The following is a 25,866-nucleotide window of genomic DNA, read 5'->3' on the forward strand; positions in this document are numbered from 1 at the left end:
TAAAATGTCGCTTACACTACCAAAAGCACAAGGGTTTTTCAAGCCAATAAACCGAAAAAGTTATTGCATTTCGCCCCCTGATTGTCTAACATGCGCCCTGTTCCTTAGACCTCATTAAACCGCTTAAAGGAGAGGTTCGTCAATGCTTGATTTGATTCGCAAAAAAAAGAAGTCCGCCATCGTTAAACTCGTCTTCTGGGCGATTATCGCCACTTTCGTGGGAACCATCTTCCTTGTCTGGGGCAAAGGCGACGATGGCCGTGACGAGACTCCAACGATCGCCATCTCAGTTAATGGCACGGATATCAGCTACACCGAGTACCAGAATGCCTATAACGATCTCTACCAGCTTTACCAGAACATCTATCGTGAGCAGTTTACTCCGGCCCTGGAAAAACAGCTCGGCATAAGGAAGCAGGTTGTCGATAGCCTGATCGACGAGACACTTCTTCTGCAGGAAGCCAAAAAACTCAAGATCGACGTGAGTCAAAAAGAGCTCATCGATTCCATCGCGACCATCCCTGCCTTCCAGGACAATGGCGTCTTTAGCAAAAATCGCTATCTGCAGGTTCTTGCCTATCAGCGCCTCTCGCCTGAAGATTTCGAAGCCTTGCAGAAACAGCAGCTGCTCATCGCCAAGGCTCAGGCTAAAATCCAGGAAGGTGTCAGCGTCTCCAATGAGGACATTGAGCAGGAATACCGGGACCAGAACGAAAAGGTCAACCTGGTCTTTGCCAAATCACCTCCGGCCCTCTTTGAGCATAAAGTCGAAATTCGCGTCGAAGACCTTGAATCTTTCTTTGCCGACAATCGAGAAGAATTCCGCATTCCTGAATCAGTAGCCCTGCAGTACCTGCAGTTCGATCCCAGCCGGTACGCAGACCAGGTCATCTTTTCTGACGAAGACCTGGAAAAATACTACCGACGGCATCTGGATCTTTTTGAAATCAATGAACAGGCGAAAATTTCACACATTCTGATCAAAGCAGCGGCGGGCACCTCGACTGAATCGCTCGAGAAGAAGCGCCTGCTGGCACAGAAAATAGTGGAAGAGATTCGCGCCGGCAAAGATTTTGCTACCCTGGCCCGCAAGCACTCCGATGATGCCCGCACCGCAGCCAACGGCGGTGCGATGGGCTACGTCACCCGTGATCAGCTCAACAGGGAGGTGGCTGAGGCAGCTTTCGCTCTCAAGCCCGGTGATCTCAGCGAGGTCGTACAAACCTCTGAGGGTTTTCATATCATCCGCAGTGAAGGCTACATCGAGGCGGGCATAAAACCTTTTGCAGATGTGTTGGACGAAATCAAAACCGGTCTGAGAGTTGAAAAGTCACAGCAGATGGCCATGGAAGCGGCCATGGATGCCTACAACATCAACCGCAAGAGCGGCGATCTATCTGCCGCCGCCGCTGCCAACAACCTTGTCCTGCAGGAAACCGGTTTCTTTTCTCGGCAGGAGGCTATCGAAGGACTCGGTACGGTCCCTGAGATTTCGGCCGTAGCCTTTGCCCTGGAAGAAAAGGAACTCGGCCGCCCTGTTGTTCTCCCTGGCAAGGTCATCCTCTATGGTGTCAAGGAGAGGCGCCCCTCCCGCCTGCCTGAATTGAGCGAAGTACAACGTCAGGTTGAGATGGCCTTCCGCCAAGAGAAAAGCCGCGAATTGGCACTGGAGGCCGCCAGAAAAGTGCTGAAAGGCATTGAGTCCGGTAAATCGTTATCATCCCAGGCGGCCCAGCAAGGGCTTCCCGTAGAAGAAACCGGCTTTTTCACCCGATCCTATGGGTCATTCGTTCCCCGTATTGGCGACCTAGCTGAACTGTCTCAGGCCGCCTTCTCTCTCTCCAAAGAGAATCCGGCGGCTCCCGAGGTCTACACGTTCAACGGTCAGTACCTGGTCGCTGCCCTAAAAAACCGCCAAGAGGCTGACATGGAAGCCTTGACCCCCGCCATACGGGACACGCTTTCTGGAACGCTGCTGGCGCGAAAACAAGAGCAGAAACTGGCAGAAACACTTAAAAACCTGCGGGAGCAATCGAAAATCACCATCGCTCCCACGATCCTTAGCGCCCTTAAAGATTAAGAGGAGTAAGGCCATGACGCCGGTCTTAATGCAAGCCAATTGCCCCGATCTCAAACTGGTAAATCGAGGCAAGGTCCGTGATATCTTCGACCTTGGTGAACATCTGCTGATTGTCACCAGCGACCGTATCTCCGCCTTCGATGTCATCATGAACGAAGGCATCCCCAACAAGGGATTTGTACTGACCCAGATTTCCAAGTTCTGGTTCGACCAGATGCAGGACATCATTCCCAATCATGTCATTGCCACCGACATGGATGATTTCCCAACGGAAACCCACAAATATCGCGACCAGCTCGAAGGGCGCAGCATGCTGGTCAAAAAGGCCAAGCCCCTGCCCGTCGAATGCATTGTGCGCGGCTACATTTCGGGTTCCGGCTGGAAGGAATACCAGAAGCAGGGGAGTATCTGCGGCATCCCCCTGCCGGCAGGAATGGTAGAAAGCCAGAAACTGCCTACTCCCATCTTCACGCCCTCCACCAAGGCTGAACTCGGCGAACACGATGAAAACATTGCCTTTGACAAGGTCGTAGAGCTTTGCGGTCTTGAGATGGCAGAGGCAGCCCGCCAAGCTACCCTGGCAATCTACGAAAGAGCACGCGACATTGCGGACGGTAAAGGCATTATCATTGCTGATACAAAATTCGAATTCGGTCTTTATGAGGGAGAATTGATCTGGATTGACGAAGCCCTCTCGCCCGACTCCTCCCGTTTCTGGCCTAAGGACCTGTACCAGCCTGGTGGTGCGCAACCGAGCTTCGACAAGCAATTCCTGAGGGACTACCTGGAAACTCTCGACTGGGGCAAAAAAGCCCCCGCCCCCAGCCTTCCCGAAGAGATCGTCCACAAAACAGGCGAGAAATACATGGAAGCTCTCACCCGGCTGACGGGGATCTCCCTGTAAAGCGACAAGCACACAATCCTCAAAAGCCGGAGTTCTTCTCCGGCTTTTTCGTTCCACCCTTTAATGGCGGTTTTGTCCAGGCGATACCGGCCCTATCACTCTTTTCGGAGGCACTCCATGCTCGAGAAGCTGTTTCACCTGCATCAGCACGGCACCAATGTGCGCACGGAAATCACTGCCGGCGCCACCACCTTTCTCACGGGGGCCTACATCATCTTCGTTCACCCCTCCATGCTGGCGCAGGCTGGCATGGATAAAGGGGCGCTGACCACCGTAACCTGCCTGGCAGCAGCGCTGGCCACTCTGCTAGTGGCTCTGTGGGCCAATGCCCCTCTCATGATGGCCCCAGGAATGGGACTCAACGCTTTCTTCACCTACGCCCTGGTCCTTGGACAAGGCGTTCCCTGGCAAACAGCCCTCGGTGTGGTCTTCCTATCCGGCGTCTTCTTTCTCATTCTCACCTGGTTGGGTGTGCGGGAGCGCATCGTACATGCCATTCCCCTGTCTCTACGCTTGGCCACATCGGTTGGCATCGGACTGTTTATTGCCTTCATCGGCATGCAGAATCTCGGGCTGATTGTTAAAAGCGAGGCGGTCCTCGTTCAACTGGGCACCTTCACTCCCATGGCTATCCTTGGACTCATCGGTCTTTTGCTGGCTATCATCCTGGAAGTCCGCCGCGTTCGCGGCTCCATCCTGCTGGCGATTCTTATTACGACGGCAATCGGCATGATTCTGAAAATATCCCCGCTGCCCAGCGCCTTGATCGCCATCCCCCCCTCTCCGGCTCCCCTCGCCTTTCAGCTGGACATACTGGCTGCTCTTAAAATTTCCATGTGGGCCAGTATTTTTTCTTTCATGTTTGTCGACCTTTTTGACAGCCTGGGAACCATGCTGGCAGTCTGCCGCGAGGCTGGCATGGCTGACAAGGACGGGAACATTCCTGGACTGCCAAAAATGCTTACAGCAGACGCCATGGCGACCATAGGCGGTGCTCTGCTGGGAACAAGCACAACCACGACCTATGTTGAATCGGCCAGCGGAGTTTCCGACGGCGGTCGCACCGGCCTTACCAGCGTCGTCACCGCACTCCTTTTTCTCCTGGCCCTTTTTTTTACGCCGGTCATCGCCTCCGTACCTGCTTACGCCACGGCGCCTGCCTTGATCCTGGTGGGAATATTCATGATGCGCGGCATCGGTCAGGTTGATTTTTATCAATTTGAAGAAGGAGCTCCGGCCTTTCTGACATTCATTCTGATGCCACTAACCTACTCCATCGCCACCGGGCTTGCCTTCGGTCTCATGTCTTATGTTCTCATCAAGCTTTGCCTTGGCAAGATTCGCCAGTGTGACCCCTTCCTGATAGGAGCCGCTGTCTTTTCCCTGGTCAGCCTGACCCTATAAGCGCCAGCTGAATCTCAAAGCAAAGAGGACCCACAGAAAATATATTAAAAAACCTGTTGACAGTCATCGATCCGTTTTGATATAAAGTGCTCCGTCAACAAGGGGCTATAGCTCAGCTGGGAGAGCGCTTGAATGGCATTCAAGAGGTCAGCGGTTCGATCCCGCTTAGCTCCACCAAATAGAAAAGGCCTGCGATTCACTTCGCAGGCCTTTTTTGTATCTAAGAGCCGGATAGGCTAGAAAAGCATTGACTAATAATTTTCTAATCTTTTATTATACACCTCGAAAGACACAGAATGGTTGTACCTGTTATGCCCCCGGTGTTCACTCACCGGGGGACTTTTTTTAGATTATTCGGGATTCTTCAGTACAGGTGAAAAAGAAGGGCCCCACACCATGCGGGGCCCTTTTGCTCGCGGGGCTTTGTTCGCAAGCAATGCATGGGCAACCTTACCAAAAAAATCAAAAGATGGATATCAGGAATTTCCTGATGTCACCAGTAGCACTTCCCCTTTGCTGACGGCCAGCGACCTTCCTGTTTTTTTCGCCTAAACGCTCAATTCCCTTGACCGTCGCCGCATATATTCCTATAATTCACTCCGCTTTGCCGAAGTGGTGGAATTGGTAGACACGTCGGTCTCAAAAACCGATGGCTTCTGGCCGTGCCGGTTCGATTCCGGCCTTCGGCACCACAGCAAAAACAAGGGGTTACGCTTCAATGCGTAGCCCCTTTCTTTTTGGTCCTTGTGTTTTTGGGACATTTTTGGGACAATGGCCCTAGTTTGGGGTCAACAAAATGGAGGCTCAAATGGCTTCAATCCGCAAAAGAGGTCCCTATCAATGGCAAGTTAAAATCCGCCGTCGGGGATATCCTCTCCAGTCAAAAACATTCGAGACCGAAGATGACGCCAAAAAATGGGCGCGGCTTATTGAAAGCGAAATGGACCGGGGAATATTCGTTTCTCAAGCCGAAGCAGAGCGCACTACCCTTGCCGACGCCCTGGACCGATACCGCAGAGAGATCACCCCGGGCAAAAAAGGCGGAAAGCAGGAGAACAGCAGAATAAACATTCTTTCAAAAACCTCTCTCGCGCCCCGCTTTCTTGCCACCATTAAAGGTTCTGATATTGCCAAATATCGGGACGAAAGACTTCTAGAGCGAAGTCCTATCACGGTTAATAATGAGCTGATTCTTTTATCTCACCTGTTCACTGTTGCCAGAAAAGAATGGGGCTTAGAAGGGCTGAGAAACCCTGTAAGCGATATCCGCAAGCCGAAACAGCCGGCAGGCAGGGAAAGAAGACTGCTGCCTGGCGAGGAAGAACAGTTGCTCAAATCTGCCCCCGTTAAACTTCGCCCGATTATTGTCCTGGCTCTTGAGACCGCTATGCGTCTAGGTGAACTTACTGAATTAAACTGGAACAACGTGGATCTCACCCGGAAGATTGCTCACCTCACGGAGACAAAAAACGGATCCGCACGAACGGTTCCTCTTTCTTCAAGGGCAATTCTTGAATTAAAGGCTATCCCCCGCCGCCTGGACGGGAAAGTTTTCGGCTATTCTTCGAACACATCCAGCAAGGCTTTTGCTGCACTGGTCAAAAACCTAAAGCTGGAAGATCTCCGGTTTCATGATCTGCGCCACGAGGCCACCAGCCGCCTTTTTGAAAAAGGGTTGAATCCGATGGAAGTGGCAAGCATTACTGGGCATAAAACATTGCAGATGCTGCAAAGGTATACCCACCTCCGCGCAGAGGATTTGGCCGTCAAGCTGGGGTAAAAAACAGCCCTTTCTTTCCTTGACCCAGATCCTCCCGGCAAGGTAAAAGAAGCTTGAAGCTTTATTTTTTTATGCAGTGTACTGTATACAGTGCAAAACACAGGGGCGTTATTTTATGCAGTTTACATCTTTAGAAATCTGTGCGGGTGCTGGTGGCCAAGCTCTCGGCTTGGAATTGGCAGGCTTCGGACATGCGGCACTAGTGGAAATAGAACCCCCCGCCTGCGCTACTCTTCGTTTAAACAGACCATCCTGGAATGTCATTGAAGGCGACTTGAGGGCTTTTGACGGTACCCCTTACAAAGGTATTGACCTGTTAGCGGGAGGGGTTCCGTGTCCTCCCTTCTCAAAAGCAGGCAAGCAGCTTGGGGCAGAAGATGAACGCGACCTGTTCCCGGAAGCGATCCGTCTTGTAGACGAGTGCAGGCCCAAAGCTGTGATGCTCGAAAATGTCAGAGGGCTTCTGGATGCAGTATTTGATGACTACCGGAATAAGGTTGAAAAACAGCTTAAAAAACTAGGATATGTTCCAGGCTGGAAACTTCTGAATGCTTCTGATTTTGGAGTTTCTCAGTTGCGGCCTCGCGTTGTATTTGTAGGAATCCGAAAAGATTTCTCGGAAAAATTCACCTGGCCCAAAGGACCTGACGCCCCCCCCTTGACAGTCGGGGAGCTTCTTCATGACCTCATGAAAGAAAACGGATGGAAAGGCGCTGATCGCTGGCGGGAGCAGGCTAGCAGTATTGCCCCCACGCTTGTCGGTGGTTCCAAAAAGCATGGAGGCCCAGATCTTGGCCCAACGCGTGCTAAGCGTGCCTGGGCAAGTCTTGGCGTTGATGGCATGGGGCTTTGGGATGAGGCTCCACCTAAAGACTTCGTCGGAATGCCTCGACTGACTCCCCGGATGACGGCAAGAATCCAAGGCTTCCCAGACACCTGGCTTTTTTATGGCAGAAAAACAGCCACATACCGCCAGATTGGCAACGCATTCCCTCCCCCGGTTGCTAAAGCGGTTGCGGGGCAGATTTTTGCAGCCCTTTCAACCAATCGCATTTTCAAGGTAGCCTAATGACTTCACTATCCCAATTTGCGGCGGCCAGAAAAGCTTTCCACGCTTCACTTTTGACTAATTTGCTTACAATCAACGCAAAGGGCGTCCCCAGCAATGCAGACGGAAGTAACACAGCAAGTATTAGAATTGCCAGGGGTATTGCCGATCTCCTAAAAGCAGAAACAACAGGAGATCGAATGCCGGGGCAGACTTCGGGAAACCATTTTGAAAGCCTTTGTGCCGATTTTGTACAAAGAACCTTTTTAAAGCTTGGCCATCTCCGGCCCGGCGCATGGGACGTTCATCAAGTAACCGGACGAAACCGGCTTGAAATTGCCAAGTACGAGCAGTATTCACATCTCGTCGCCCTTGATCGCGCAGCAAAAAACGATTCAGAACTTGCAGCGGCACTGGGAAGTGATTACACAATTACGCCAGACATCGTTGTCGTCCGTGGTACAGAGGAGGATGAACGCATAAACGTCCCCAGTCTTCTTGTAGACAACGACGTTACAACTCTTGCAAGTCTTCGGAAAATAAACGGCGGCCTTCCGCTCCTCCATGCAAGCATCTCTTGCAAATGGACCATTAGGAGTGACCGTGCACAAAACGCCAGATCAGAAGCCCTCAACCTGGTCAGGAACAGAAAAGGCAGACTTCCTCATATAGTAGTCGTAACAGCGGAACCAACACCTAGTCGTCTTGCTTCCATTGCCTTGGGCACTGGAGATATAGACTGCGTTTATCATTTCGCGCTTTATGAATTACAGGAAACGGTTAAATCTCTCGGCATGGAGGACGCCGCCGACATGCTGGCAGTCATGGTGAGCGGGGACCGGTTAAAAGATATTTCCGATCTTCCTCTTGACCTTGCTGTTTGAGACTTTACTGTGGGGAGCATCACCCGAACCAGAACAGAAAAGAAAAGAAAAGGGGCTTGCAGAAATGCAGGCCCCTTTTCTTTTCTGTCTGACCAGTCCAGCACAGCAGGGGTTGACTAGTCGGGCAAGGTTTTGTCTGTCTAGTCCAGTTGCTTTGTGGTTGACTAGTCGGGGTGGTTTTGGGTGGACTAGTCTAGTTGCTCCTACTGTGACTAGTCCACGTCTTTCAAGATTGACTCTATCCCATCGAGTAGCGCCCGCGAGTTCTCGTAAACCCAGTCCCGGGCGTCGCTGTGTCCGGCGGCCTCTATGGCCCTTTTTAGGCCGTCCTGGTGCTCTCTGGCCGCTTTCGGGTTTTTCAGGGCAAGGTTTCTGCCGATCTCAAAGCCTCTCCGGTAGTTCTCCTTCTGCTCCATTCTTCAATTGACCTCCTTTTTCGGTGGTGGTGGTGGAATTGCCCTTTTTATAGTGCAAAGTCTAGTGTATTGCTAGTAAATTATTTGGCACCATTTATAGTGCAATTTGGTTCTACAGTGGTTTACTAATAAATCCTTTGGCACTATATATAGTGCAATCTTGCCCGGTTCGATTTCAGGGTATTTTTTCATAACAGTTTGTAATTATAGGGAATTGACTCAATTTTGCCATAAAAAAAGAGGGACCGCATTTCTACGGCCCCCCTTTTCCGCCCTCCACCTGCCCTTGCTAGCCGGTGGCATTCAGAACTGAGTCGATGCCTGCCAAACACCCTTCCCTTTCCCAGTAGTCGTAGTCCTGCGGGCCGCCGTCTTCCTCCCGCGCGGCCTTGGCCCTTAGTAGCGTGTCCTGCCACTGCCGGGCCTTTTCGGGGTTGCCGGTCGCCAGCATTTCCCCGATTCGTCTTCCACAAGTGATTGCCGTTTCTTTTTCCGTCTGTTCCATTGCTCAATTTCCTTTCATTTCAATATGTTGCTGGTTGATTGGCGGGCCTTTTTGCTGCCAAACTGCTGCCAAACTGCTGCCAAACTGCTGCCAAACTGCTGCCAAACTGCTGCCAAACTGCTGCCAAACTGCTGCCAATTTGCTGCCAAACTGCTGCCAAACTGCTGCCAAACTGCTGCCAAACTGCTGCCAAACTGCTGCCAAACTGCTATCAAACTGCTATCAACTGGCTGTCGAAAGTTCGCGGTCTGTCTTGCTGACCTTTGAATCTTCCTCGCCTGCCCGGCCTCGGGCTTTTCGGTCCGCTCCGGCGCCGGGTTCCCCGCCTTCGCTGCCGCCCGACATGGCTCTTTTGGCTGCTGCACCCGCCCCGCCGCTCATCGGTTTTGTTGCCGCAACGGCAATACCGCGAAGCCGTCCTTCGTCCTGCACCTCACCTAGATTTTGTTCAAGTTGACCGATCCAGCGGATCACTTTTTCCGGAAGATATGTGACCAACCCGAAGATTTTATGGGCAAAAACAACGAAAATTGCACAGAGAATGACGCTTTGCGCGATCCAGGTCAGAACCCCCGTCACCCGGCCCGCCTGGACGGAGTTGTAATAAACAAGGAATGACTCGCCGATAAAATTCCCGACAACCGCAAAGATCACCATCGCAGAGAACAGGCCGGCAACCATTAGGGGCGGCCTTGCCAATACCCCGAACAGCAGCAAATAGCCCTGTCTGCCGTGCTGACCGGCCATGCCATCCCCCTCGGGCAGCATGTGTGCGACGGCCCAAAGAGGGGCGGCAAAGAGGGTTTCAACCACAAGGATCAGCCAGCTAATAACGCTGCCGATCCAGAGCACAAAGGGCAGCAAGGGTAGGTAGAAAGCACAGAACAGCCCGACGCCCAGGAGAGTGACAGCCACGGCGCCGACAAGTTGAACAGCGCGGTCAACAACGACTTGCAAGCCGGAGGTTGCAGCCGACGCCCCACCGAGAGTTATAAGATCCACGACAGGGTTTGACGCGGCGGCATCGCCGGCGGCTGTGAGAGCTTGCAGGCCAATCGCTGCAACCCAAGCGGTCTGCATCCCGCCGATGAGCATATGGCCCCAATCCGCCAGCGCGGTAATCGGGTCATTTTCAGACAGTTTCCGCGCCACATAGTAGACAGGTCCCTGGCCGTCCAGGCCGATTGCATCTGTAATAAACCGGGTTGCCCTAACTATCACGGAATCCTCATCAACGCCCTGTTGTGCGGCATTGTACCGGGCCTGCCGGGCTTCCCTGGCTTTCGCTTCTGCAGACCACCAGAGCGCATCAAATGCGGGGTCATTGCTGGAGAAGGACGCCAGCCGGGCTTGATTTGCGGGCCTCATTAGCGGCATCCCGCTTGAAAGGTCGTGGCTGTAGCCTGAAAACCGGCTGAGAGTCCAGTAATAGGACCCCAGCATCAACCAGCCGTCTTTCTGGGCCTGCTCGATAAAGCTGTCTAGGCCCTCTTGAAACCGGGGGTTGTTTTGGTTGATGATTTCGCCCAAGACTGGGGTAATCCGCGATGTGTATTTGTCCACCGCGCTTAGAATAGTGTCCGGGTCCAGGGTGCCGGGGGCCGGGACACCATTGTCCTCAAGTTCCTTTTCACTCATGACCGACGCCGCCAAGGTATGCGCGGCAGGCTGCAAGGCGCTCAACATGTCAAACATTCCCTGCGCCCGGGCTTGGCAAACGCGGTCCTGGTGGGACGTGCAGGGGATAATGATTGCGCCCATTTCTGCGAGTTTTACCGAAGAATCCGCCGGAGGTTCGAAGAAAAGAACGTACTCCGGCCGCTCTGGGGTCGGGTTCGATACCCGGACGATCTGGCTGAATTCCTGCTGCAGCTTGTAATTCATGTAGCGCTGGGCGGCCATGATCTGGAGCGCCTGACCGGCTATTTCCTCGGCGTTCTGCCGCAGGGACGGCGGCGCGGACACCGTGACCTGCCCGCCGTTGTCCTGGAGGTATGAATAACCATTATTTGCCAGGTAGTTAGCGAAGCTGACGGAATGCCCCACACAAGCTAAGACTACAACCATCAGCATCGACAAGCCCTTGGCGGAGGGGATCAGCAGGGCGACGCCTACTGCCCCGCGCACGGGGGTCCAGAGGGTTGAGAGCTTGCCCATCGGCTTGCCCTCATGCGCCGTGCCGATGATTCCAATCGAGATGGAATAGCAAAGGACAAGCGTTCCGATTGCCAGGGCAACGACGGACATTGCTGAGAGCAGGGAAAGAATCAATGTGGCCGCTTCGCCGGCTGCGCCGCCGCTCGTGATCTGCGTTAGACTCTCCCAGTTTTCGCCAAAGAGAGCTTTTAGCATTGAGCCGCTTACGTCCCCGGCTGGGATATCCTCAAACATTTTTAGGCCCTCCCCAGAATCCAGTCTTTGAAGAAGAAAAACCGTTCACATTCAAGAACCTGCACACGCCAGTAACGACAGACAACCACGACGATTGACATGAAAAGAATCAGCGCCGCGCTGATGATCGGGAAAAGCGCGTTTGTTTTGTAACCGAAATACAAACCATAGAAGGAACCCAGCCCGAAAATGAAATAGATAAAGATCTGAACTTTCATAACCTGGATGACCTTCGGCAACTGCTCCCGCGTGATCCCCCAGTGCTCCAGGACTTCATCAAAATTGTTCAGGTCTGGCGCTCCGGGGGCGTTCGGATCGCGGTTTGCGTGGAGGTCTTTCAGATGTTGCTTGATTCGACTTGTCGAATTCCTGATGATTTCATGAGCAAACCGCCTTTCATAAGGGTTTACGCCTGCTTTCACGGCTTCGACGTGGCCCCGGGCGAACCATCGCAGGGGTTTTGTTGCTCTTCTGAAAAATCCCATGGTTAGCGCCCTCCGATGTTCTGCAGCAGGTTGAGGAAGCCGGCCCCGAAAAAGAACCCCCAGATCCAGCCGCTTGCTTTTATTTTGAATTCGTCGGAAAAAAGTTTTCTTTTCATGTTATTGGTCTCCTTTCAGGGCTGCACAGCATTGACCAAACTGGTTGCAGTCGCTGTGTTTTTCATTGATTCGAATAACAGCATCTGTGCTTCCAAGTTTTGCATGATAGTTTTCAAGGTCTATCAGCCTTTTATATTTGCGTTCGATCCTGCCAAGCTGCTTTCTGAGTGCTTTTTCTTTTGCTGAATCGGCTTCAAATCCTGCATCTACGATTGCGCCCTGGGTTTCGCATAGAGCAAGCCCGGTGTTGATCAGTTTGAACTGCAGCCGCCGAAACTTATTGTTTGATACAATTACTTGAATGTCCTGTTGGGGCATTGTTTGAAAGCAAGTTCTAAGCATGATCTATTCTCCTTTTTTGTTGTATCTATCGATTTGTTTTTGAAGTATTTGACGGGCGGCTTCGCTTTTGCTGATCCCGGCCTCCTGGGACAGGCTTTCGAGTTTTTTAAACTGCTTTTCTGTCAGCTTTATGTCCATTTTCTTGATGATTTCCCCGCGCTCTTTCTTTTTCGAGATCTGCGGTCGGCCCCGGCCCAGCCCTTCGCGCAAAAAATCTGCGATGTGCCGGCTCTCCCTGACCGATAATTCGGTCAGGGAGAGGGAAAGAGCTGCATCCAGGGGGAGACAGAGGACTTTTTTATTCATCTTTGACAGTCCTTTGATAGAAAGGGACTTGATCAAAAATCTTTTTCATGTTGTTCAGTTCTTCCGCCCAGCAATCAAGTGTCATTTTCCCTTCTTTTGTTCGCCGAGTGGCCCGGTTGAAAATATTTTTAAACGACTTTATATGCCCCTTGAAATCCTCCAGCTCTTTTTCAAGCTCATTAACTCGATTCGCCACCGCGTTGAAAGCTTGCTGCTGTTCATCTTCGGTCGGCGGAAGCTGGTCGTCCTTGCCTGGGATGTCGCCTTTATCAACCTCCAGTACGGTCATTTCATGGTCGTCCATTTTAATGACCTTGTAGAAGGCGACTTCCTTGTCGTTTCCTCTCTTGGAATAAGCGACGATCTTGGTCCCCATTTCCAAATAATCCCCAGCTTTGACAGCATCCTTGACCACCAGAATGCCGCCGCCGTCTCTTTTTGCAAGAAAGGATCTGTCTAAACCGCCCTGGATACTCTTATCTTTCCAGACCAATGCGCCCCAGCGTTTGCGGGACTGCACGCTGTATCTCGTGTCCAGGAGGTCCAAGGGGTTGTCGATAGTGCCGTCCTCGATTTTCCAGACCATGTATTCCATTTTTCAGTTCTCCTTTTTTGTTCTGGAGGGGCGAACTCTGCCGCCCCTCCGGTGCTTTTTTAAGCGGCTTTTTTTATGCCGCTGATCTGTTGATAGGGCTTATCCCATTGCCCGACGCTGATATTGAAATAAAAAGCAGTGTGGAAGTAGTCGGTCATGCTGTCCGACTTGTCGAACCATTCTTGACCCCCTACCGCCTTGCCTGGGGCCGTCCTGATGATTTCGACAATCTGATCAAAAAGCTCGGCGTGCTCGCCCAAGTTTTCCGTCCAGTGGTGGTTAATCTGTACGTGCTGATGTTCCTTGTCGTAGTCCGACTTAAACAAATCACTAAAATCGACAGGGGAGGCCATGATTGAGACATTCACAGAACTATGGTGGTGACGCTGAACAGAAAACTTAAAGTCCTTTCCGAACTTTTCTTTAAGTGCTTTTCTGATTTCTTTGACTTCCTCTGTGCTGATGTATGCCATTTTTCAGTTCTCCTTTTCCGTTCTGTTTAAGTTGTCTATATATTACCTCTGCCAAAGGTATTTTTCAAGCAAAAAAAATCGTTTTTCTTCTTTTTTTTCAGGTAGTTGCGTGTTTGGTTTTAGGGGGTAAAAACCCAACAGAAATAGCAAGGGTTGCACTAGGAAATGCACTGCCGACAGCCAGCCACCAACCCCTTCCCCACCCGGTTTTGACTTTGACCTTGTTTTTGACTTTGAAATTGCAACAGCAAACGGCCCCGAATCTTTGCGACAGGCGCGTGAGCGCAGGCCCACCGGCCTGTGTGCAACGCAAAGCGTTGTGCATAGGCCGCGGGACTTCTAGCAGAAACCTTCAATCAAAATCCGGTTCCCAGTCGCTCGAAAGTTCCAATTCAAGTTCAAGCTCTTTTTCGTTCTCCTTGATCTGGATTTCTTCAACCTCTGGTTCCTGGGTTTCCAGTTCCGGCAGCTCCGGTGCGGCTTCATAGTCAAGGCTCGTTTCCTTTTGCTGTGAGCGCGCCATTGCCTTCTCCAGTTTTTCCAGGTTTTCAGCCTCAGCGACGATTGACCGATCAACATATAAATGGGCGCTGTCTCTGTGCCTCGACATTTGAACGTAGCTCATTTCACGGTTCGTCATTGAGCCGCCGCCCAAGACAAAGGTTTGATCGACGGTCACGCCCTGGGCTTTATGCGTCGTGACCGCATACCCATGGCTTAAATGGCTATATTTGTCAGAATCGAATTGCACGCGCTCCCCCGAATCCAGCTTAACCGTCATTCTCCACCCCTCATCCTTACCCGGGATCATCCTTTCCAAGGTTCCCAGAGTTCCGTTTTTGACACCAACCTGTTTGCTGTTCCTCTCAAAAAGGATTCGGTCTCCTTCCTGAAATTCCAGTTTTCCCCTGCTTTCCGTCTGGATCTCGGCCCCAGGCCCCAGGCGTTTTTCGTTTTTTAAAGTTTCCCGGGCAAGGCTATTGAGCTGGGCAACCTCGACCCTTGTTGAAGCAAGCATTAAAGCCTCGGCAGGTCTTGCTTTGTCCCACGCCTGCCGCCAGTCCGAAACCATGATTTTCATGGTTTCGGCGCGGTTTTCTCCTATATGCAGGCATCCCCGCTGGGAATACTCACGCAGGGCCTCGGCGGCTCGGCCTGCGGCGAAGTTATGGGTTGCTTCGATGGCCCAGGATTCGCGTTGCCTTCGGATCTCAGTCAGTTCAGCAAAGCCGGTTTTGCTAGAAATCGCTTTAAACGCGCCGCCGGCGTCCACCGGCTGCAATTGCTTGTCATCGCCCACCAGGACCAGCTTTGCGCCGGATTGCTGGCAAAGTTCGACAAGCTTTGAGGTCTGGCGGCTGCCAACCATGCCAGCCTCATCAACGACAAAAACCGACTTGCTGTGAAGCCGGGTCTCCCCGGCTTCGATTTCTGCAAGGAGGCTGTGAATCGTCTGGCTCTTGATGCTGCTTCCCTCTTCCAGTCCAGCTGCGGCTTTACCCGCCAGGGCTGCGCCTCGGACTTCAAAACCTGACTTTTCCCAGGCTTCCCGCGCTGCGCCCAGGAGATAGCTTTTTCCCGCTCCGGCCATGCCGACCAAAGCGCTGATTTGGTTCGGCTTGGTGATAGATTCCAGGGCCGCCGTCTGCTGATCTGACAAGGTTCGGGAAGACTTGGCGGCCTCCAGGGCTGCCGGGGTGACAATATGTGTTGCCCGGGCGGCCATGCCTTCTGCGTTCTGCACCATCGTTTTTTCGATCCGGAGCATTTCTGCAGTTGTAAAACGCTCTTGTCCGTCTTTGCCGATCAGCCGTATTAGATCGGGCGATTTCTGGAGATCTTCGACGAAGGATTTTATTTCCCGGGAGTTCATGACGCCTTGCGCTTCGACGGCAAGAGCCCGCATTAAATCAGATTTTTTGAAAGTGCTTTGCTTCTCGGTCAGCTTCAAAAGGATCTCTTCTTTTGTTGGTCTGACCGCCGGTTCTGCCGGCTGCGCCGCCTTGACCTCCTCCATGTCAAAATCGAATTCCCGGCCCGTGGCTCTCCATTCCTCGAAAAGCTCCGCGCGGGGCCTTCCTTCTTTTGCTTGCCGGGAGTCTAGGGCGGCTACTTCTGCCGCTTTCGCGCCTTTAAACCCGCTGTTTTCAAGGGCTTGCTCGATGGCCTCCCGCCTTTTTGAGAACTCTTTTTCCAGGTCTTTGGGACTGCCGGCCATCCGGAAGGAATCGCCGTCGCGTTCGACAGCGAAGCCCATTTTCTGCAGTTCGGCGGCAAGTTCGGCCCGATAGATCGCGCCTGCCGCCATTTTGTTTTCAAACATTCCTCGGGTTTCCAATGTCCCATAAGTTCCGTCTTGCCGGGGGCAAAGATTGGCGATGAGAAGATGCGTGTGCAACTGGGGGTCCTGAGCGCGGCTTGTGCTGTGCTCATAGCTCGCGCAAATCAGCCCTGCCGGGCGCTCCGCTTCGGCTCCACCCTTTCCCCTGCGGGTGACGGCCACGGTTTCCAGGTGGTCAAGGGCAGCTTTCACGGCCCGGTCTTGGGCCGTCTGGATCTTCTGCCGGGTTTCCTGTTCTGCCTGGGACCAAACCGTCGATACTGATTTTGGCGCAGAAAAACAAAAGTCCCAGCCCGGGCGGTGATTTTCGCGCCCGGCACTTTGGACCAACGGGGAGGTTTCGCCCTGGCGGGGGTCATAACCAGAGAACAACCGGCGGTAATGGTCTGTGTTGACTTGCCCGGCCAGACTCAGTGATTTGCAGCCTTCGCCAAGCCATTGCCCCGGCGGTTCGCCGCCGGTCTGGTAGTAATCTTCCTGGGCAAGCTCGGCGTAATATTCAAGATTGGATATGTTTGAGATACTCAGCATGGCTAGAACTCCTCTTCTTCCTGATCGTCATCAATAGTCGGCACGGTGTCTGCTGCCGGCGATTTTGGCCCTGATGGGCCGCTCAAAACCCCGGCACCCAGCGCCGCAAGCTTGGAAAGCGTGTCGGTCTCTTCCAGTCCCGGCATCATAATTTCCATGACTTCCCCGGCGGCCTCTTCCTGCGCGTCGGCTTCTTCATCATCTTGCTCGACCGTGCTTTCCTTGGCTTCCTCCGTCGCCACGGGTGGTAGCAATTCGGGGTCAACCTGGGCGGTCTGCTGGGGTTCTGGTTTTGGTTTTGGTTCGGGCTTCGGTTTGGGTGCCGGGGCTGGTTTTGCTTCTGGTTCGGCCTGGCTTTGCTCCTGGGCCTGATTTTGTGCAGGACTTCCACCTTCCCCGCCTTCGCTCCGTTTCTTTTCCTCCTGCTGCATCTCATGATGAAAATCAAGAACCTGCTTGGTTTTCCTGCGCTTTGTCCAGGCTGCTGGCTCATCCTCAGAACGAACTATTTCTGCATCGACCCAGGGCCAGAGCAATTTATAGACGGTTTGGCCACCCGTCAGCAAAAGCCCTTCGACCGCCTTTTGTTTTTCCCGATTTCCAAGGGTGGAAAACTCGTCGGGCCTGACAATGTACTCGTCCTGCTCCTGCCAGCTGTCTTGTCGGCTGTCGCCTGTTGATCCGCCAACCCCGCCGCCGGAGTAGCTTGCAACATATTTCCGGGTCTTCTGCTTTCCGCACAGCTTCGCCATGAATTCGGCAGTTTCGACTGCCAGCGCACGGCCCAAGAAGTAGGTTCCAATATTTGAGGTCCAGTTCTCGGCGGTGTGCTCTCCGTAAACTTCTCTTATTTGCGAAATATTTTGACTGCCAATTATCATTCTGACGCCTTTTGACCGCCCGACTTCCAGCATTTTTGTTAATGTGGGGACTTTCCCGACTTGTATAATTTCATCGAAGACAAACCAGATTCTTCTGGTTCGTGATTCGGTCATTGTCGGACTTGATACAGTCGCTCCAATAACAGCCATGATGGCTTGAATATAGCTTTGTTCAAGTTGTTTATATCTTTCATTGCCCTGCAGAATTATGATTCTATGCTTTGGGTTTTTGTGTTTTTTGTCGGTCAACAGCCACTTTCTGATTGAAATAGCAGGTTTTCCATTCCAGGCAGCGGCTAAATCAGACACGGTTGACATGTAGGAACTGAGAACCACCAAAAATGATTGTGATGTCTTTGTGATTTCTTCGCTTTCGACCAGTCCTGACGCCTCCGGGGTATATTTCTGAATAATGGCTCTCAGGTGCTTATAGCCCCTGGCGATTTCCTTCAAAACGTCTTGTAGGTCCCACTCTTCTCTTTCTTTTATTAGGAACACCAGGACGGCCGTGAGGATGGCCCGGGCCGCGTTGCTCCACATCGGGTCCGAGCTGTCTTTGATGAGCGCCTGGGCGAAATTCCGTGCATCTGCGATGTTTTCAAGGTCTTCCGAGATCTTCCACGCCGCGCAACGCTTGTCCCAGGGGGCCAGGATTACGCCGCCGAATCTTTGAGTCCATTCGCCTTTATTGTCATAGATTAGGAGACGGTCTCCCCGAGCAGCAGCAGCTTTCGTTATTGGAAAAATAAAGGTGGTTTTGCCCGCCCCGCTCCCGCCGATGGCAAATACATGCTTCGTCTCTCGATCCAGACTGATCGGCACCCCGGGGAAGATCTCAATGCCGTCTCCCCCTTTTCCAACCTCTTTTTTCATTTCTTTTTTGAGCTTTTCGACGGCTGGTTCTTCTTCCTCCAGCTGCCGCCCTGCAAGATGTTCGACGGCGGGCTGCGGGGTTGCGAGCCACCAGCCCAGCCAACCCGCTAGGGTAGCCCCCAGGGCGCCGACCGATGCGGCGGCCTGGGGGGCAAAGCAGTAAGGCATGGGGAACCGGGTATAAATGATTTTGAAGTTTCTGGCAGACCCAAAAACATCGACCCCGGCCAGCCCCAGGGATGACTTGAAAATAGAGAGCGGCCGCCATCCGTTTTCCTGGAAAATCGGCAGATAGCTGATGGCCCAGGCTGCCGCCCAAGCCCCAAGGGCCAGCCCCAGACCCGCAAAGGTCAGGGTGCAAAGGGCCGTTCCTTGCAGGTCTCGGGGCTGCCTCATTACCTTTTTCTTGTCCATGGGGCCTCCTACTCGCTTAACGGTTTGCCGGCCGCTGCTGGGCCTGCTGTCCTGGTTGCTTGCCGGCCCGTTCAAGGACGAGGGCGTTATTTTGCCGCACGATTTTTTCCTGACCTTCCGCGAGGATTTTCATCGCTTCGAATACAATTCCTAGTTTTTCCATCAACAAAGTTTCGATGTTAGAAATTCGGTCAGCGGTTCGGGTTTCGAGTCCGGCAAGGCGGGGTTCGATCCCCCCTTTTAGTTTGTCTTGGCAGGCTTGCCGGACAAAATCGGCAGGCTGCATTTTCTGCTTTTCGGCGGTTTTTGTGATCTCGTCCCACAGGGAATAGGGGAACCTTATCCCTCTGCTTGTGCTTTTTTCAGTCTCCATCGGGCAATCCTTTCTTTTTGTGGGTGTGCACGTGTGCACATACTGTTGTTAGGGGGTCCGGGCCTCATTTCTCTTCTTTTTGTGCACATCGTTAAAATTGCTTTAGAAAACCCTTTTACAGTGTGCACAAACGACTACAAAACAGGGGTTTTGGTGTGCACACCGGCCTTTTTTTGGCGTTGCCCATGTGCACATCCTGTAAAATCTGGCTTTTCCTGATTTTTGGGGCGCCTTGTGTGCACACCCCATGTTGCCCATGTGCACACCGCTTTTTTGCTGGTCAATTGGCGCGTCGCGGTGCCTTTTGTGCACACCCAAGGGTGAGTCGGGTGTGTAAGAAAAACCATGTCGCCTTTGGGGTCAGGTAAATCCCAGGATTGTTACCTTCATGGGGACTGTCCAGGAAGTGCCTCCGCCATCCCCGACCTTATAGTTCCACAAAGTAATATAGGAGGAGTTAACGCCGATCACTTCCACGTCCGTCTCGATAATGCTGATCCCGGCGTAAGCCTTCCCCCTGCCCAACGAGTAAGACAAGAGCCAGTTTACTGTCCGGGGGAAATAGGCATTGATTGACGAGTTTGCTGGGACGCTCACGGTCAGCCACATGATTGTGAACCCATCAGGGAAGCGGTAATACCCGTTCCCGCTATCCCCTGAAAACACCCCACCTGTCGGCCAAGAGGTCTTAGTTTCTCCTCCCAGGGTGATAGAGGCGGCCGTCATGCTGTTGGCCTGGACTGAATTCAGGCGCGAGGTGCTGGCCGGGTCTGCAACGTAATACGTGTTGTGCTTGTCATACATCCGCCCAGCTACTATATTTCCCTCTACGTAGAGGCCGCTCAAGGAGGATGCCCCGCTGGGGTTGACGTAGTAACCCGTATTGTCGCTGTCATAGAGGATCGGGGTCCTCATGTCTCCGGTGGCACGCACGGTACTGGCGTTCGTGATCGCCGTACCGTGCCGATCCATCGTGGTGTTCTGCACAACCCCTGGAGGGGCATAGCTGGTCGAATCGGCAGCGAAAGCAGGCGAAGAAAACAGCAAAAGCAGCAGAAAAAATTTCTTCATTATTTGATCTCCTGGGCCATGAAAAGGCCATCGGCCAAACCCGTAAAGTAATGAAATTCATGGGTTTTACGGGCTTCGAGCGGCGCTGACCAGAGGATGGTTCGGAGTTTTTGGTAGTCCAGATTAAGGCCCATAGTGTTGATGGATTCGAGCCAGTCAAGGACTGGCTCTGTGAGGTTTTGTTGATTAGTTTTGGTCATTTATGCCTCCCCTACATGATGAGATATGGACACGGAGGGCGGAGAGCTCAGGGGTAGGCCCCGGCGTTGGTAGTAGTCGGCCAGGCTGGCACCGCAGCTCGCCCAGCCAGCGGCAGGCCTCATTTGGTCAACTTCCTTTATTTTCTCAAGGATTTGCGCCCGGCTTGCTTTGCCCGAAAAAAACAATCGGGACATGGCCTGGAATACCTTGTAGCTGTCCGGGTCGGTGGGGGCAAATCGCTCCTGGACCCGCTGGGCTTGCTGCCGATCGGCGCGGGCCGCCCCGGCCTCCCTCACCATCCGCAGAAAAACGATCGGCGCGGGTTGGGTCGTGAAGGTCCTCTCGAGCGCCTTGAGGGCGTCGCGCACGTTTTCGGCGGCCTCTCTCTCCAGGTCCTGAGCCAGCCGCTCCCTGGCAGCGCGGGGGTAGTCCCTAGCAAACATCATTTCGATCGTCTTGACCGCTTCTAATGCGTGTTCTTTCTTCATCTGATCTCTCCTTTCTCGTACAACTCCATGAAGGTTTCGAACGGCTGGGGGCCTTCTCCGCCCTGCTCCTCTTTTCTTTTCCAGCCAGCCATCTGCCCTCTGTCTTCCTCAGACAGCCCGCCTTGGTCGATTATTCTGTTTTTCGCCTTCCGTGCCCAACCTGTCGGGCTGAACGGAGGGCCACCAGCAGACCCGAACAGCAAGCCCAGGCGGAGGTATTCTTTGATTTCCTCCTCCCTGCCCTGGATGGGGGTGGGGAAAGATCGATCAAAAAAATCACCACCACCACCCGACTGCTCATCACCCTCCCCTGCCTCCTTTTCATTTCCCTCCTTGGTGGTGGTGGTGGTCTGTGGTGTTTCTGGTCTGTGGTGTTTCTGGTCTGTGCTGTATATATGGGGGGGTGAACCGTCACCCGGTGAACCGTCACCCGGTGAACCGGCGCCGGTTGACCCGCCATCTCCGGGTAACCCGCTCATGGGCTTTTCTTCCTTTTTCTTCTCCTTGACACGCCGCCTTTCTGCATAAAAATCAACATCTTGCGACTCGCCGTAAATCTCAGACACCCAGTCGTACCCCCCACCCGGTAGGCGGATTTGCCGCCTTTTAATGTAGCCCGCCCGCTCCAGACTCTCGACTGCCCGTTTCAGTCTGTCTTTCCCCCACCCCGTTTCTTTTTTTATTTGATTGGGTCTAAATTCCCACCCAGGGGGGCGGCTGATAAGCCGCACGAGAAGGCCCAGCTCATCGAGCTGGAGCCGGGGGTCGCGAAGAGTTTTGACGGGCAGCAGCTCGAACTGGCCAGTCGGTTTTACTATTTTGTAGATCGACACCGCCTTACCCCCTTCTTTCCCTGACTTCCTGGGCCTTGCTCTTTCTTCCCATTTTCCCTTTCCTTGCCGGGCTGCCTTCTGCCTCACCCCCTTCTTCCCCCTCTGGCTGATTTCTCTGGTCCAGCCACAGCAGCAGGGAGCGGGTAGGGTAGAGAATGGCTCTGCCGTTTTTGACACAAGCTGGCCCTTCGCCCTGGCAATCCAAGTTCGCCATCCTCTTTTGAGACAACCACGGAAAATAGGTTTGGATTTGGGCGCGGGGAATGATAGGCGGAAATCGATCTTCCAGGTCCAAAAAACTAAACTCTTTCTCCATCTGTAAACCTCCTTTTTTCTGCCTTGTTGAACCCAGGATATCCCCCCGCATCCAGAAAAAAAAGAGAGCAAATTTGAGGGTATTTGAATTAATTTGACATATGTCAATTTAATTGGTAAAAAGAAGCCCTGACATATACAAAAGGGGGGGGTTGGGGCATGAGAACAAGGGAAGACAAGACGGGGAATCAAAATCAAGCTCTGCCCGCCAAGGCGGGCCGACCGAAGGGCAGCACGAGAGAACAAACAGCGTCCAAAAAACTAGATTTTTTGAAAACAAGAACCTGGGTTTGGACATCCGCCGCCTGGCTCTCTGAAGGAGGCGACCAGCCGACAAGCTACAGATTGAGCCGGGCGGCGAACCAGCGCAGGAAAGACGGCTACGGACCGACCCCCGAAGCCTGGGATCGTTGGAAGAATAAAGAGAGGGGGGTGACAAAGGCCACCGTCGAATCCCTCTGGTCAGAGACCAGCGATGCCTTTTCCGTCGGCCCCTGGGTTGGCCCATGGTCCATGCTGGCTGAAGGGACGCCCTGCCTTGGCAGCACATTTAAAGAAGACGTCGCGGCCGGCGCGGGGGGATATGTACCCCTGTGGGAGCAGATCAGAGGAAGTGCTAACCCCAAAGAAGCTTGGAAGAAAATCCCCAAATCGGCATGGGAAGCCTGGGCGCCGCAGCGACCCCTTGGCTTCGGAAAAATCAGCTTCGGAAAAATCAGCCTAGCTTTAAAAAATAGCGAACTCATCCCCGGGAAAGACGAATTCAGATCCAGTGTGACCCTACATAATTTTTTGCAGAAAATCGCCAGAGAGATCACCGCGCCGCCCTTGCTGGCCCTTGCGGCCAGCCTATGTTTGGCGCGACTCGAAGGAAGGAAAAAAATATTGTTTTTCGACCCCAAGTTCCAGTTCAACACCACGGAACAGACCTTTAAATATTCACTATCCCTTAAGCAGCGCCAGCGAGTTCTCAACGCCCTCAAGGAAATAGACATCTCCCTCGACGAAATTGCTTTGATCTCAGGGAAATTTGAGTTAGAAATACTTGATTGCGGCAGCCTGACCCTTGACCAATACAAAAAGCACCTGGGCCTTGAAGAGCTGATTGTCGACGCCCCCAGAAAAGAAGAAGATTGGCGGGCCATTTTCGAGCCACAAATCCCAGGGGTCACAAGGGGAAAAAATGGGACAATTTTGGGACAACGGGAGGAAGATTTTTAAAAAACCCAGAAACATAACTATTTGTTTTTATTGAATTTAACGTACTAATAACCCCGGCTCTCTGGTCTCAAAAACCGATGGCTTCTGGCCGTGCCGGTTCGATTCCGGCCTTCGGCACCACAGCAAACCAGGGCCGGGAGTATTCCTCCTGGCCTTTTGCATTTTTAATATCGACACAACAATAGAGGAGACACATTTTATGAGCGAAAAAAATCCTGCTGTTCGGCTGGAAACCTCCATGGGAGAAATCACCTTGGAACTCGACGCCCAAAACGCCCCCACTTCGACAGCCAATTTTCTTGAATACGTCAACAGCGGGTATTATGACGGTACCATATTTCACCGCGTTATTGATGGTTTCATGATCCAGGGGGGTGGCATGACTGCGGATATGAAAGAAAAAAAGACCCGCGCCCCCATCCGCAATGAAGCAAACAACGGGCTGAAAAACCTGCGGGGCACGATTGCCATGGCGCGCACACAAGTGGTTGACAGCGCCACCGGCCAGTTCTTTATCAACGTCAAGGACAATGCCTTCCTGGACCACAAGAATGAGACACCCTCTGGATACGGATATGCGGTCTTCGGAAGAGTCATTGATGGCATGGATACCGTCGATGCCATTCGACAGGTAGCCACAGGCAACAAAGGGATGCACCAGGATGTCCCCAAGGAAGCCGTGGTCATCAACAAGGCCAGCATTGTCGAATAAAGAGATAGTACCACCGCCAAGGCCGGGGCATCCGCCCCGGCCTTTATTATGTCCCGGACCACAATTGCCCTGACTTCTTCGAGATTTTCCTTCGCGGCTGCTATACTTGATGTTCAGACATCAAGGAGATGATGCCGTGTACTGGACGCCATTGCTGGACAGGGTTTTTCGTATCTACTATTTTTTCAAGTTTTATCCCTTTCGAAAAGAGCGCTTGCAGAAGCGGCGCTCTGGACTCTCGACAGGTTTTGTCGGCATCCAGATGGACGGCCTCTCCACCAGCCATTTCAAACAGGCCCTTGAGAAGGGGTACCTTCCCAATATAGAACGACATCTCACGAGGGGTTACAGGCTTAAGCAGTATCAGGCCGGCCTGCCCAGCACCACGCCCGCTGCCCAGGCCACCATATTTTATGGCGTTGAAGAAGGTATTCCGGCTTTCCGATGGTTCGATAAAAAATCCGGGCAGCTCTTCAGCTGCAATGACCTCGATCATGTGCAGAAATTTAGAGAGGAGCTCTTTGCCGGTCGTCCCGGCGTGCTCGAAGGCGGCTCATCCTACTCCAACATCTTGGATGGCGGTGCCGCCCGTAGTGTCTTTACCGTCTCCTCCCCCCACCCACAAACTCTTTTCGGTCGGTTTGGCGGCTCTCGCATCCTTCTCTTGCTGGCACTTCATCCTCTGCGGGTCTGTCGCATGATGTTTGCCTCGGTCCTGGAGTATTTCATGGAAATCTACGACCGCTGGCATTTCTCCAAAACCAGGCCCTGGAAGGTGAGTGAAGGACTCTTTCCCTTTATCCGTATTATCTGTAACGTGATTCTTCGCGAGCTGCAGACATTCGGAGTGATCGCCGACATCTATGCCGGAGTCCCCTATATCTACACAACCTACAGCGGTTATGACGAACTGGCGCACCACTTCGGTCCCGCCTCTCACCAGGCGCTGAAAAACCTGAAGTACACGGACAAGCGCATTGGTGAAATCATGCGGATGTTGCGCCATGCGCCCGGTGGCCGTTATGAACTCATTATCCTTTCCGATCATGGCCAGACCCCGGGCTACCCTTTCCAGGATCGTTTCGGGGCGACCCTGGGAGAGGCAGTAAGCGCCTTCTTGCGCGAAAACCAGGAGGCCACCGTCTCCAGCGGGCCACTGGAATTCACGCACCTGCAGCTGGGATATATTGAAGAAGAACTGGATAGCCCGAAAGGTTGGCGTCATCAAGTCTACCGAGCCAGTAAAAAGTTTTTTCAGCGCCGCATCAATGCCCTGGTTCCGGAAACCCTGAAAGTTGACCCGGAGGGCGGCGTCGTCATCACCTACTCCAGCTCACTGGCCCACCTCTATCTGACCGGATCGACGCAACGGCTGCATTGGCACGAACTGGAGGCCCAGCAGCCCCTGCTGTTGCAGTTTCTGTCACGGCACAAGGGAATCGGGTTTTCCATAGCCAGAGGCCAAGACGGGCAGGTCTGCTTCTTTCACCGCCAGGGACGTCTCTGCGCGCGGCCCGATACGGTACCCGACCCATCACAGCTCTCATTTCTGGTGCCCTACGGCGCCCCCGAAAAGATATTCCCGGAATTGTGCCGTTTTGCCCACCAGGAGAACTGCGGAGACCTGATCCTGTTCGGGGCCTACGATGGCGACAGAATCGCCTGTTTTGATGATCAGGTCGGCGGACATGGTTCGGTGGGCGGGGAGCAGATGGAGCCCTTTCTCATTCTGCCCAAGGGACATCCCGTGCTGGCCAAGGAGAACCTGGAAGGCTACCAGTTTCTTTATCGGGATGTATTTCTGCCGTACCGTGCGCAAGGCTCCGCGCCTGACACCAACCCGCAGGCGCGCATAACCCCCACTGGTGTTGGCTAAAACGCA

At 53.1% G+C, this 25,866-nt stretch carries 25 protein-coding genes and 2 tRNA genes; 11 read left to right on the forward strand and 16 right to left on the reverse strand.

Annotated elements, in window-relative coordinates; genetic code table 11:
- Nucleotides 1-142 precede the first annotated feature (142 nt).
- The 8 genes from AOP6_RS10550 (at nt 143) to AOP6_RS10585 (ending at nt 8,100) form a co-directional block, all read left to right on the forward strand.
- A complete protein-coding gene (locus AOP6_RS10550; protein WP_155876696.1) occupies nt 143-2,080 on the forward strand; it encodes a peptidylprolyl isomerase in 1,938 nt (645 codons plus the stop codon).
- A gap of 13 nt (nt 2,081-2,093) precedes the next feature.
- A complete protein-coding gene (locus AOP6_RS10555) occupies nt 2,094-2,984 on the forward strand; it encodes a phosphoribosylaminoimidazolesuccinocarboxamide synthase (RefSeq protein ID WP_155876697.1) in 891 nt (296 codons plus the stop codon).
- Between the two features lie 117 nt (nt 2,985-3,101).
- Nucleotides 3,102-4,388, forward strand: coding sequence for an NCS2 family permease (locus AOP6_RS10560; RefSeq protein ID WP_155876698.1), 1,287 nt, complete (start codon nt 3,102-3,104; stop codon nt 4,386-4,388).
- A gap of 101 nt (nt 4,389-4,489) precedes the next feature.
- Nucleotides 4,490-4,565: transfer RNA gene (locus tag AOP6_RS10565), tRNA-Ala, on the forward strand.
- Nucleotides 4,566-4,994: 429 nt separating this feature from the next.
- A tRNA-Leu gene (locus AOP6_RS10570) sits at nt 4,995-5,080 on the forward strand.
- Between the two features lie 116 nt (nt 5,081-5,196).
- Nucleotides 5,197-6,168, forward strand: coding sequence for a site-specific integrase (locus AOP6_RS10575; RefSeq protein WP_155876699.1), 972 nt, complete (start codon nt 5,197-5,199; stop codon nt 6,166-6,168).
- A 115-nt stretch (nt 6,169-6,283) separates the two neighbouring features.
- Nucleotides 6,284-7,237 carry a DNA cytosine methyltransferase gene (locus tag AOP6_RS10580; protein WP_155876700.1) on the forward strand — a complete coding sequence of 318 codons (954 nt, stop codon included), beginning with the start codon at nt 6,284-6,286 and terminating at the stop codon, nt 7,235-7,237.
- Entirely contained in the window at nt 7,237-8,100 is an 864-nt protein-coding gene (locus tag AOP6_RS10585; protein WP_155876701.1) for an NgoMIV family type II restriction endonuclease, read from the forward strand. The genes AOP6_RS10580 and AOP6_RS10585 overlap by 1 nt, the downstream gene beginning before the upstream one ends.
- Before the next feature lie 212 nt (nt 8,101-8,312).
- Here AOP6_RS10585 and AOP6_RS10590 read toward each other — a convergent pair whose 3' ends face one another.
- From AOP6_RS10590 to AOP6_RS10665, 16 genes are all read right to left on the reverse strand, one after another.
- Nucleotides 8,313-8,516, reverse strand: a complete 204-nt coding sequence (locus AOP6_RS10590) for a hypothetical protein (protein ID WP_155876702.1) — start codon at nt 8,514-8,516, stop codon at nt 8,313-8,315.
- A gap of 289 nt (nt 8,517-8,805) precedes the next feature.
- Nucleotides 8,806-9,021, reverse strand: a complete 216-nt coding sequence (locus tag AOP6_RS10595) for a hypothetical protein (protein ID WP_155876703.1) — start codon at nt 9,019-9,021, stop codon at nt 8,806-8,808.
- 3 nt (nt 9,022-9,024) lie between these two features.
- Nucleotides 9,025-9,225 carry a hypothetical protein gene (locus AOP6_RS10600; RefSeq protein WP_155876704.1) on the reverse strand — a complete coding sequence of 67 codons (201 nt, stop codon included), beginning with the start codon at nt 9,223-9,225 and terminating at the stop codon, nt 9,025-9,027.
- Between the two features lie 18 nt (nt 9,226-9,243).
- A complete protein-coding gene (locus tag AOP6_RS10605) occupies nt 9,244-11,412 on the reverse strand; it encodes a DotA/TraY family protein (protein ID WP_155876705.1) in 2,169 nt (722 codons plus the stop codon).
- 2 nt (nt 11,413-11,414) lie between these two features.
- The gene (locus tag AOP6_RS10610) at nt 11,415-11,897 is read right to left on the reverse strand and encodes a hypothetical protein (protein WP_155876706.1); all 483 of its coding nucleotides are present in this window, start codon (nt 11,895-11,897) and stop codon (nt 11,415-11,417) included.
- A 117-nt stretch (nt 11,898-12,014) separates the two neighbouring features.
- Nucleotides 12,015-12,356: a hypothetical protein gene (locus tag AOP6_RS10615; RefSeq protein WP_155876707.1), complete on the reverse strand. Its 342-nt coding sequence runs from the start codon at nt 12,354-12,356 to the stop codon at nt 12,015-12,017.
- 3 nt (nt 12,357-12,359) lie between these two features.
- On the reverse strand, nt 12,360-12,566 hold the full coding sequence (locus AOP6_RS10620) for a ribbon-helix-helix protein, CopG family (RefSeq protein WP_155876708.1): 207 nt from the start codon (nt 12,564-12,566) through the stop codon (nt 12,360-12,362).
- Nucleotides 12,567-12,654: 88 nt separating this feature from the next.
- Nucleotides 12,655-13,257, reverse strand: a complete 603-nt coding sequence (locus AOP6_RS10625; protein ID WP_155876709.1) for a hypothetical protein — start codon at nt 13,255-13,257, stop codon at nt 12,655-12,657.
- Between the two features lie 59 nt (nt 13,258-13,316).
- The gene (locus tag AOP6_RS10630) at nt 13,317-13,730 is read right to left on the reverse strand and encodes an LPD29 domain-containing protein (protein WP_155876710.1); all 414 of its coding nucleotides are present in this window, start codon (nt 13,728-13,730) and stop codon (nt 13,317-13,319) included.
- A 352-nt stretch (nt 13,731-14,082) separates the two neighbouring features.
- Complete coding sequence (gene mobF / locus AOP6_RS10635; protein ID WP_155876711.1) at nt 14,083-16,602, reverse strand: MobF family relaxase; 2,520 nt, start codon at nt 16,600-16,602, stop codon at nt 14,083-14,085.
- A gap of 2 nt (nt 16,603-16,604) precedes the next feature.
- Complete coding sequence (locus AOP6_RS10640) at nt 16,605-18,770, reverse strand: type IV secretion system DNA-binding domain-containing protein (protein WP_155876712.1); 2,166 nt, start codon at nt 18,768-18,770, stop codon at nt 16,605-16,607.
- A 16-nt stretch (nt 18,771-18,786) separates the two neighbouring features.
- Entirely contained in the window at nt 18,787-19,143 is a 357-nt protein-coding gene (locus AOP6_RS10645; RefSeq protein WP_155876713.1) for a hypothetical protein, read from the reverse strand.
- 360 nt (nt 19,144-19,503) lie between these two features.
- Nucleotides 19,504-20,214, reverse strand: a complete 711-nt coding sequence (locus AOP6_RS10650; RefSeq protein WP_155876714.1) for a hypothetical protein — start codon at nt 20,212-20,214, stop codon at nt 19,504-19,506.
- A complete protein-coding gene (locus AOP6_RS10655) occupies nt 20,214-20,414 on the reverse strand; it encodes a hypothetical protein (RefSeq protein WP_155876715.1) in 201 nt (66 codons plus the stop codon). Before AOP6_RS10655 ends, AOP6_RS10650 begins: the two co-directional genes overlap by 1 nt.
- Nucleotides 20,415-20,903: a hypothetical protein gene (locus AOP6_RS10660; protein WP_155876716.1), complete on the reverse strand. Its 489-nt coding sequence runs from the start codon at nt 20,901-20,903 to the stop codon at nt 20,415-20,417.
- The gene (locus tag AOP6_RS10665; protein WP_155876717.1) at nt 20,900-21,823 is read right to left on the reverse strand and encodes a hypothetical protein; all 924 of its coding nucleotides are present in this window, start codon (nt 21,821-21,823) and stop codon (nt 20,900-20,902) included. The genes AOP6_RS10660 and AOP6_RS10665 overlap by 4 nt, the downstream gene beginning before the upstream one ends.
- Before the next feature lie 387 nt (nt 21,824-22,210).
- On the opposite strand from AOP6_RS10665, the gene AOP6_RS10670 reads away from it, so the two are divergent.
- From AOP6_RS10670 to AOP6_RS10680, 3 genes are all read left to right on the forward strand, one after another.
- Nucleotides 22,211-23,272, forward strand: a complete 1,062-nt coding sequence (locus tag AOP6_RS10670; protein ID WP_213194563.1) for a hypothetical protein — start codon at nt 22,211-22,213, stop codon at nt 23,270-23,272.
- Between the two features lie 199 nt (nt 23,273-23,471).
- Entirely contained in the window at nt 23,472-23,984 is a 513-nt protein-coding gene (locus AOP6_RS10675) for a peptidylprolyl isomerase (protein ID WP_155876719.1), read from the forward strand.
- Between the two features lie 136 nt (nt 23,985-24,120).
- Nucleotides 24,121-25,860 carry an alkaline phosphatase family protein gene (locus tag AOP6_RS10680; RefSeq protein ID WP_213194564.1) on the forward strand — a complete coding sequence of 580 codons (1,740 nt, stop codon included), beginning with the start codon at nt 24,121-24,123 and terminating at the stop codon, nt 25,858-25,860.
- The last annotated feature ends 6 nt before the right edge of the window (nt 25,861-25,866 follow it).

Source organism: Desulfuromonas sp. AOP6 (assembly GCF_009731355.2).
Taxonomy (GTDB): Bacteria; Desulfobacterota; Desulfuromonadia; order Desulfuromonadales; family SZUA-540; genus SZUA-540.

Bases quoted from the DNA above. Each gene is read 5' to 3' on its own strand.
- AOP6_RS10625 (WP_155876709.1), bottom strand. From the start codon at position 13,257: ATGGAATACATGGTCTGGAAAATCGAGGACGGCACTATCGACAACCCC.
- AOP6_RS10655 (WP_155876715.1), bottom strand. From the start codon at position 20,414: ATGACCAAAACTAATCAACAAAACCTCACAGAGCCAGTCCTTGACTGG.
- AOP6_RS10675 (WP_155876719.1), top strand. From the start codon at position 23,472: ATGAGCGAAAAAAATCCTGCTGTTCGGCTGGAAACCTCCATGGGAGAA.
- AOP6_RS10660 (WP_155876716.1), bottom strand. From the start codon at position 20,903: ATGAAGAAAGAACACGCATTAGAAGCGGTCAAGACGATCGAAATGATG.
- AOP6_RS10590 (WP_155876702.1), bottom strand. From the start codon at position 8,516: ATGGAGCAGAAGGAGAACTACCGGAGAGGCTTTGAGATCGGCAGAAAC.
- AOP6_RS10595 (WP_155876703.1), bottom strand. From the start codon at position 9,021: ATGGAACAGACGGAAAAAGAAACGGCAATCACTTGTGGAAGACGAATC.
- AOP6_RS10605 (WP_155876705.1), bottom strand. From the start codon at position 11,412: ATGTTTGAGGATATCCCAGCCGGGGACGTAAGCGGCTCAATGCTAAAA.
- AOP6_RS10630 (WP_155876710.1), bottom strand. From the start codon at position 13,730: ATGGCATACATCAGCACAGAGGAAGTCAAAGAAATCAGAAAAGCACTT.
- AOP6_RS10640 (WP_155876712.1), bottom strand. From the start codon at position 18,770: ATGGACAAGAAAAAGGTAATGAGGCAGCCCCGAGACCTGCAAGGAACG.
- AOP6_RS10580 (WP_155876700.1), top strand. From the start codon at position 6,284: ATGCAGTTTACATCTTTAGAAATCTGTGCGGGTGCTGGTGGCCAAGCT.
- AOP6_RS10550 (WP_155876696.1), top strand. From the start codon at position 143: ATGCTTGATTTGATTCGCAAAAAAAAGAAGTCCGCCATCGTTAAACTC.
- AOP6_RS10585 (WP_155876701.1), top strand. From the start codon at position 7,237: ATGACTTCACTATCCCAATTTGCGGCGGCCAGAAAAGCTTTCCACGCT.
- AOP6_RS10560 (WP_155876698.1), top strand. From the start codon at position 3,102: ATGCTCGAGAAGCTGTTTCACCTGCATCAGCACGGCACCAATGTGCGC.
- AOP6_RS10645 (WP_155876713.1), bottom strand. From the start codon at position 19,143: ATGGAGACTGAAAAAAGCACAAGCAGAGGGATAAGGTTCCCCTATTCC.
- AOP6_RS10555 (WP_155876697.1), top strand. From the start codon at position 2,094: ATGACGCCGGTCTTAATGCAAGCCAATTGCCCCGATCTCAAACTGGTA.
- mobF (WP_155876711.1), bottom strand. From the start codon at position 16,602: ATGCTGAGTATCTCAAACATATCCAATCTTGAATATTACGCCGAGCTT.
- AOP6_RS10670 (WP_213194563.1), top strand. From the start codon at position 22,211: ATGAGAACAAGGGAAGACAAGACGGGGAATCAAAATCAAGCTCTGCCC.
- AOP6_RS10650 (WP_155876714.1), bottom strand. From the start codon at position 20,214: ATGAAGAAATTTTTTCTGCTGCTTTTGCTGTTTTCTTCGCCTGCTTTC.
- AOP6_RS10615 (WP_155876707.1), bottom strand. From the start codon at position 12,356: ATGCTTAGAACTTGCTTTCAAACAATGCCCCAACAGGACATTCAAGTA.
- AOP6_RS10575 (WP_155876699.1), top strand. From the start codon at position 5,197: ATGGCTTCAATCCGCAAAAGAGGTCCCTATCAATGGCAAGTTAAAATC.
- AOP6_RS10610 (WP_155876706.1), bottom strand. From the start codon at position 11,897: ATGGGATTTTTCAGAAGAGCAACAAAACCCCTGCGATGGTTCGCCCGG.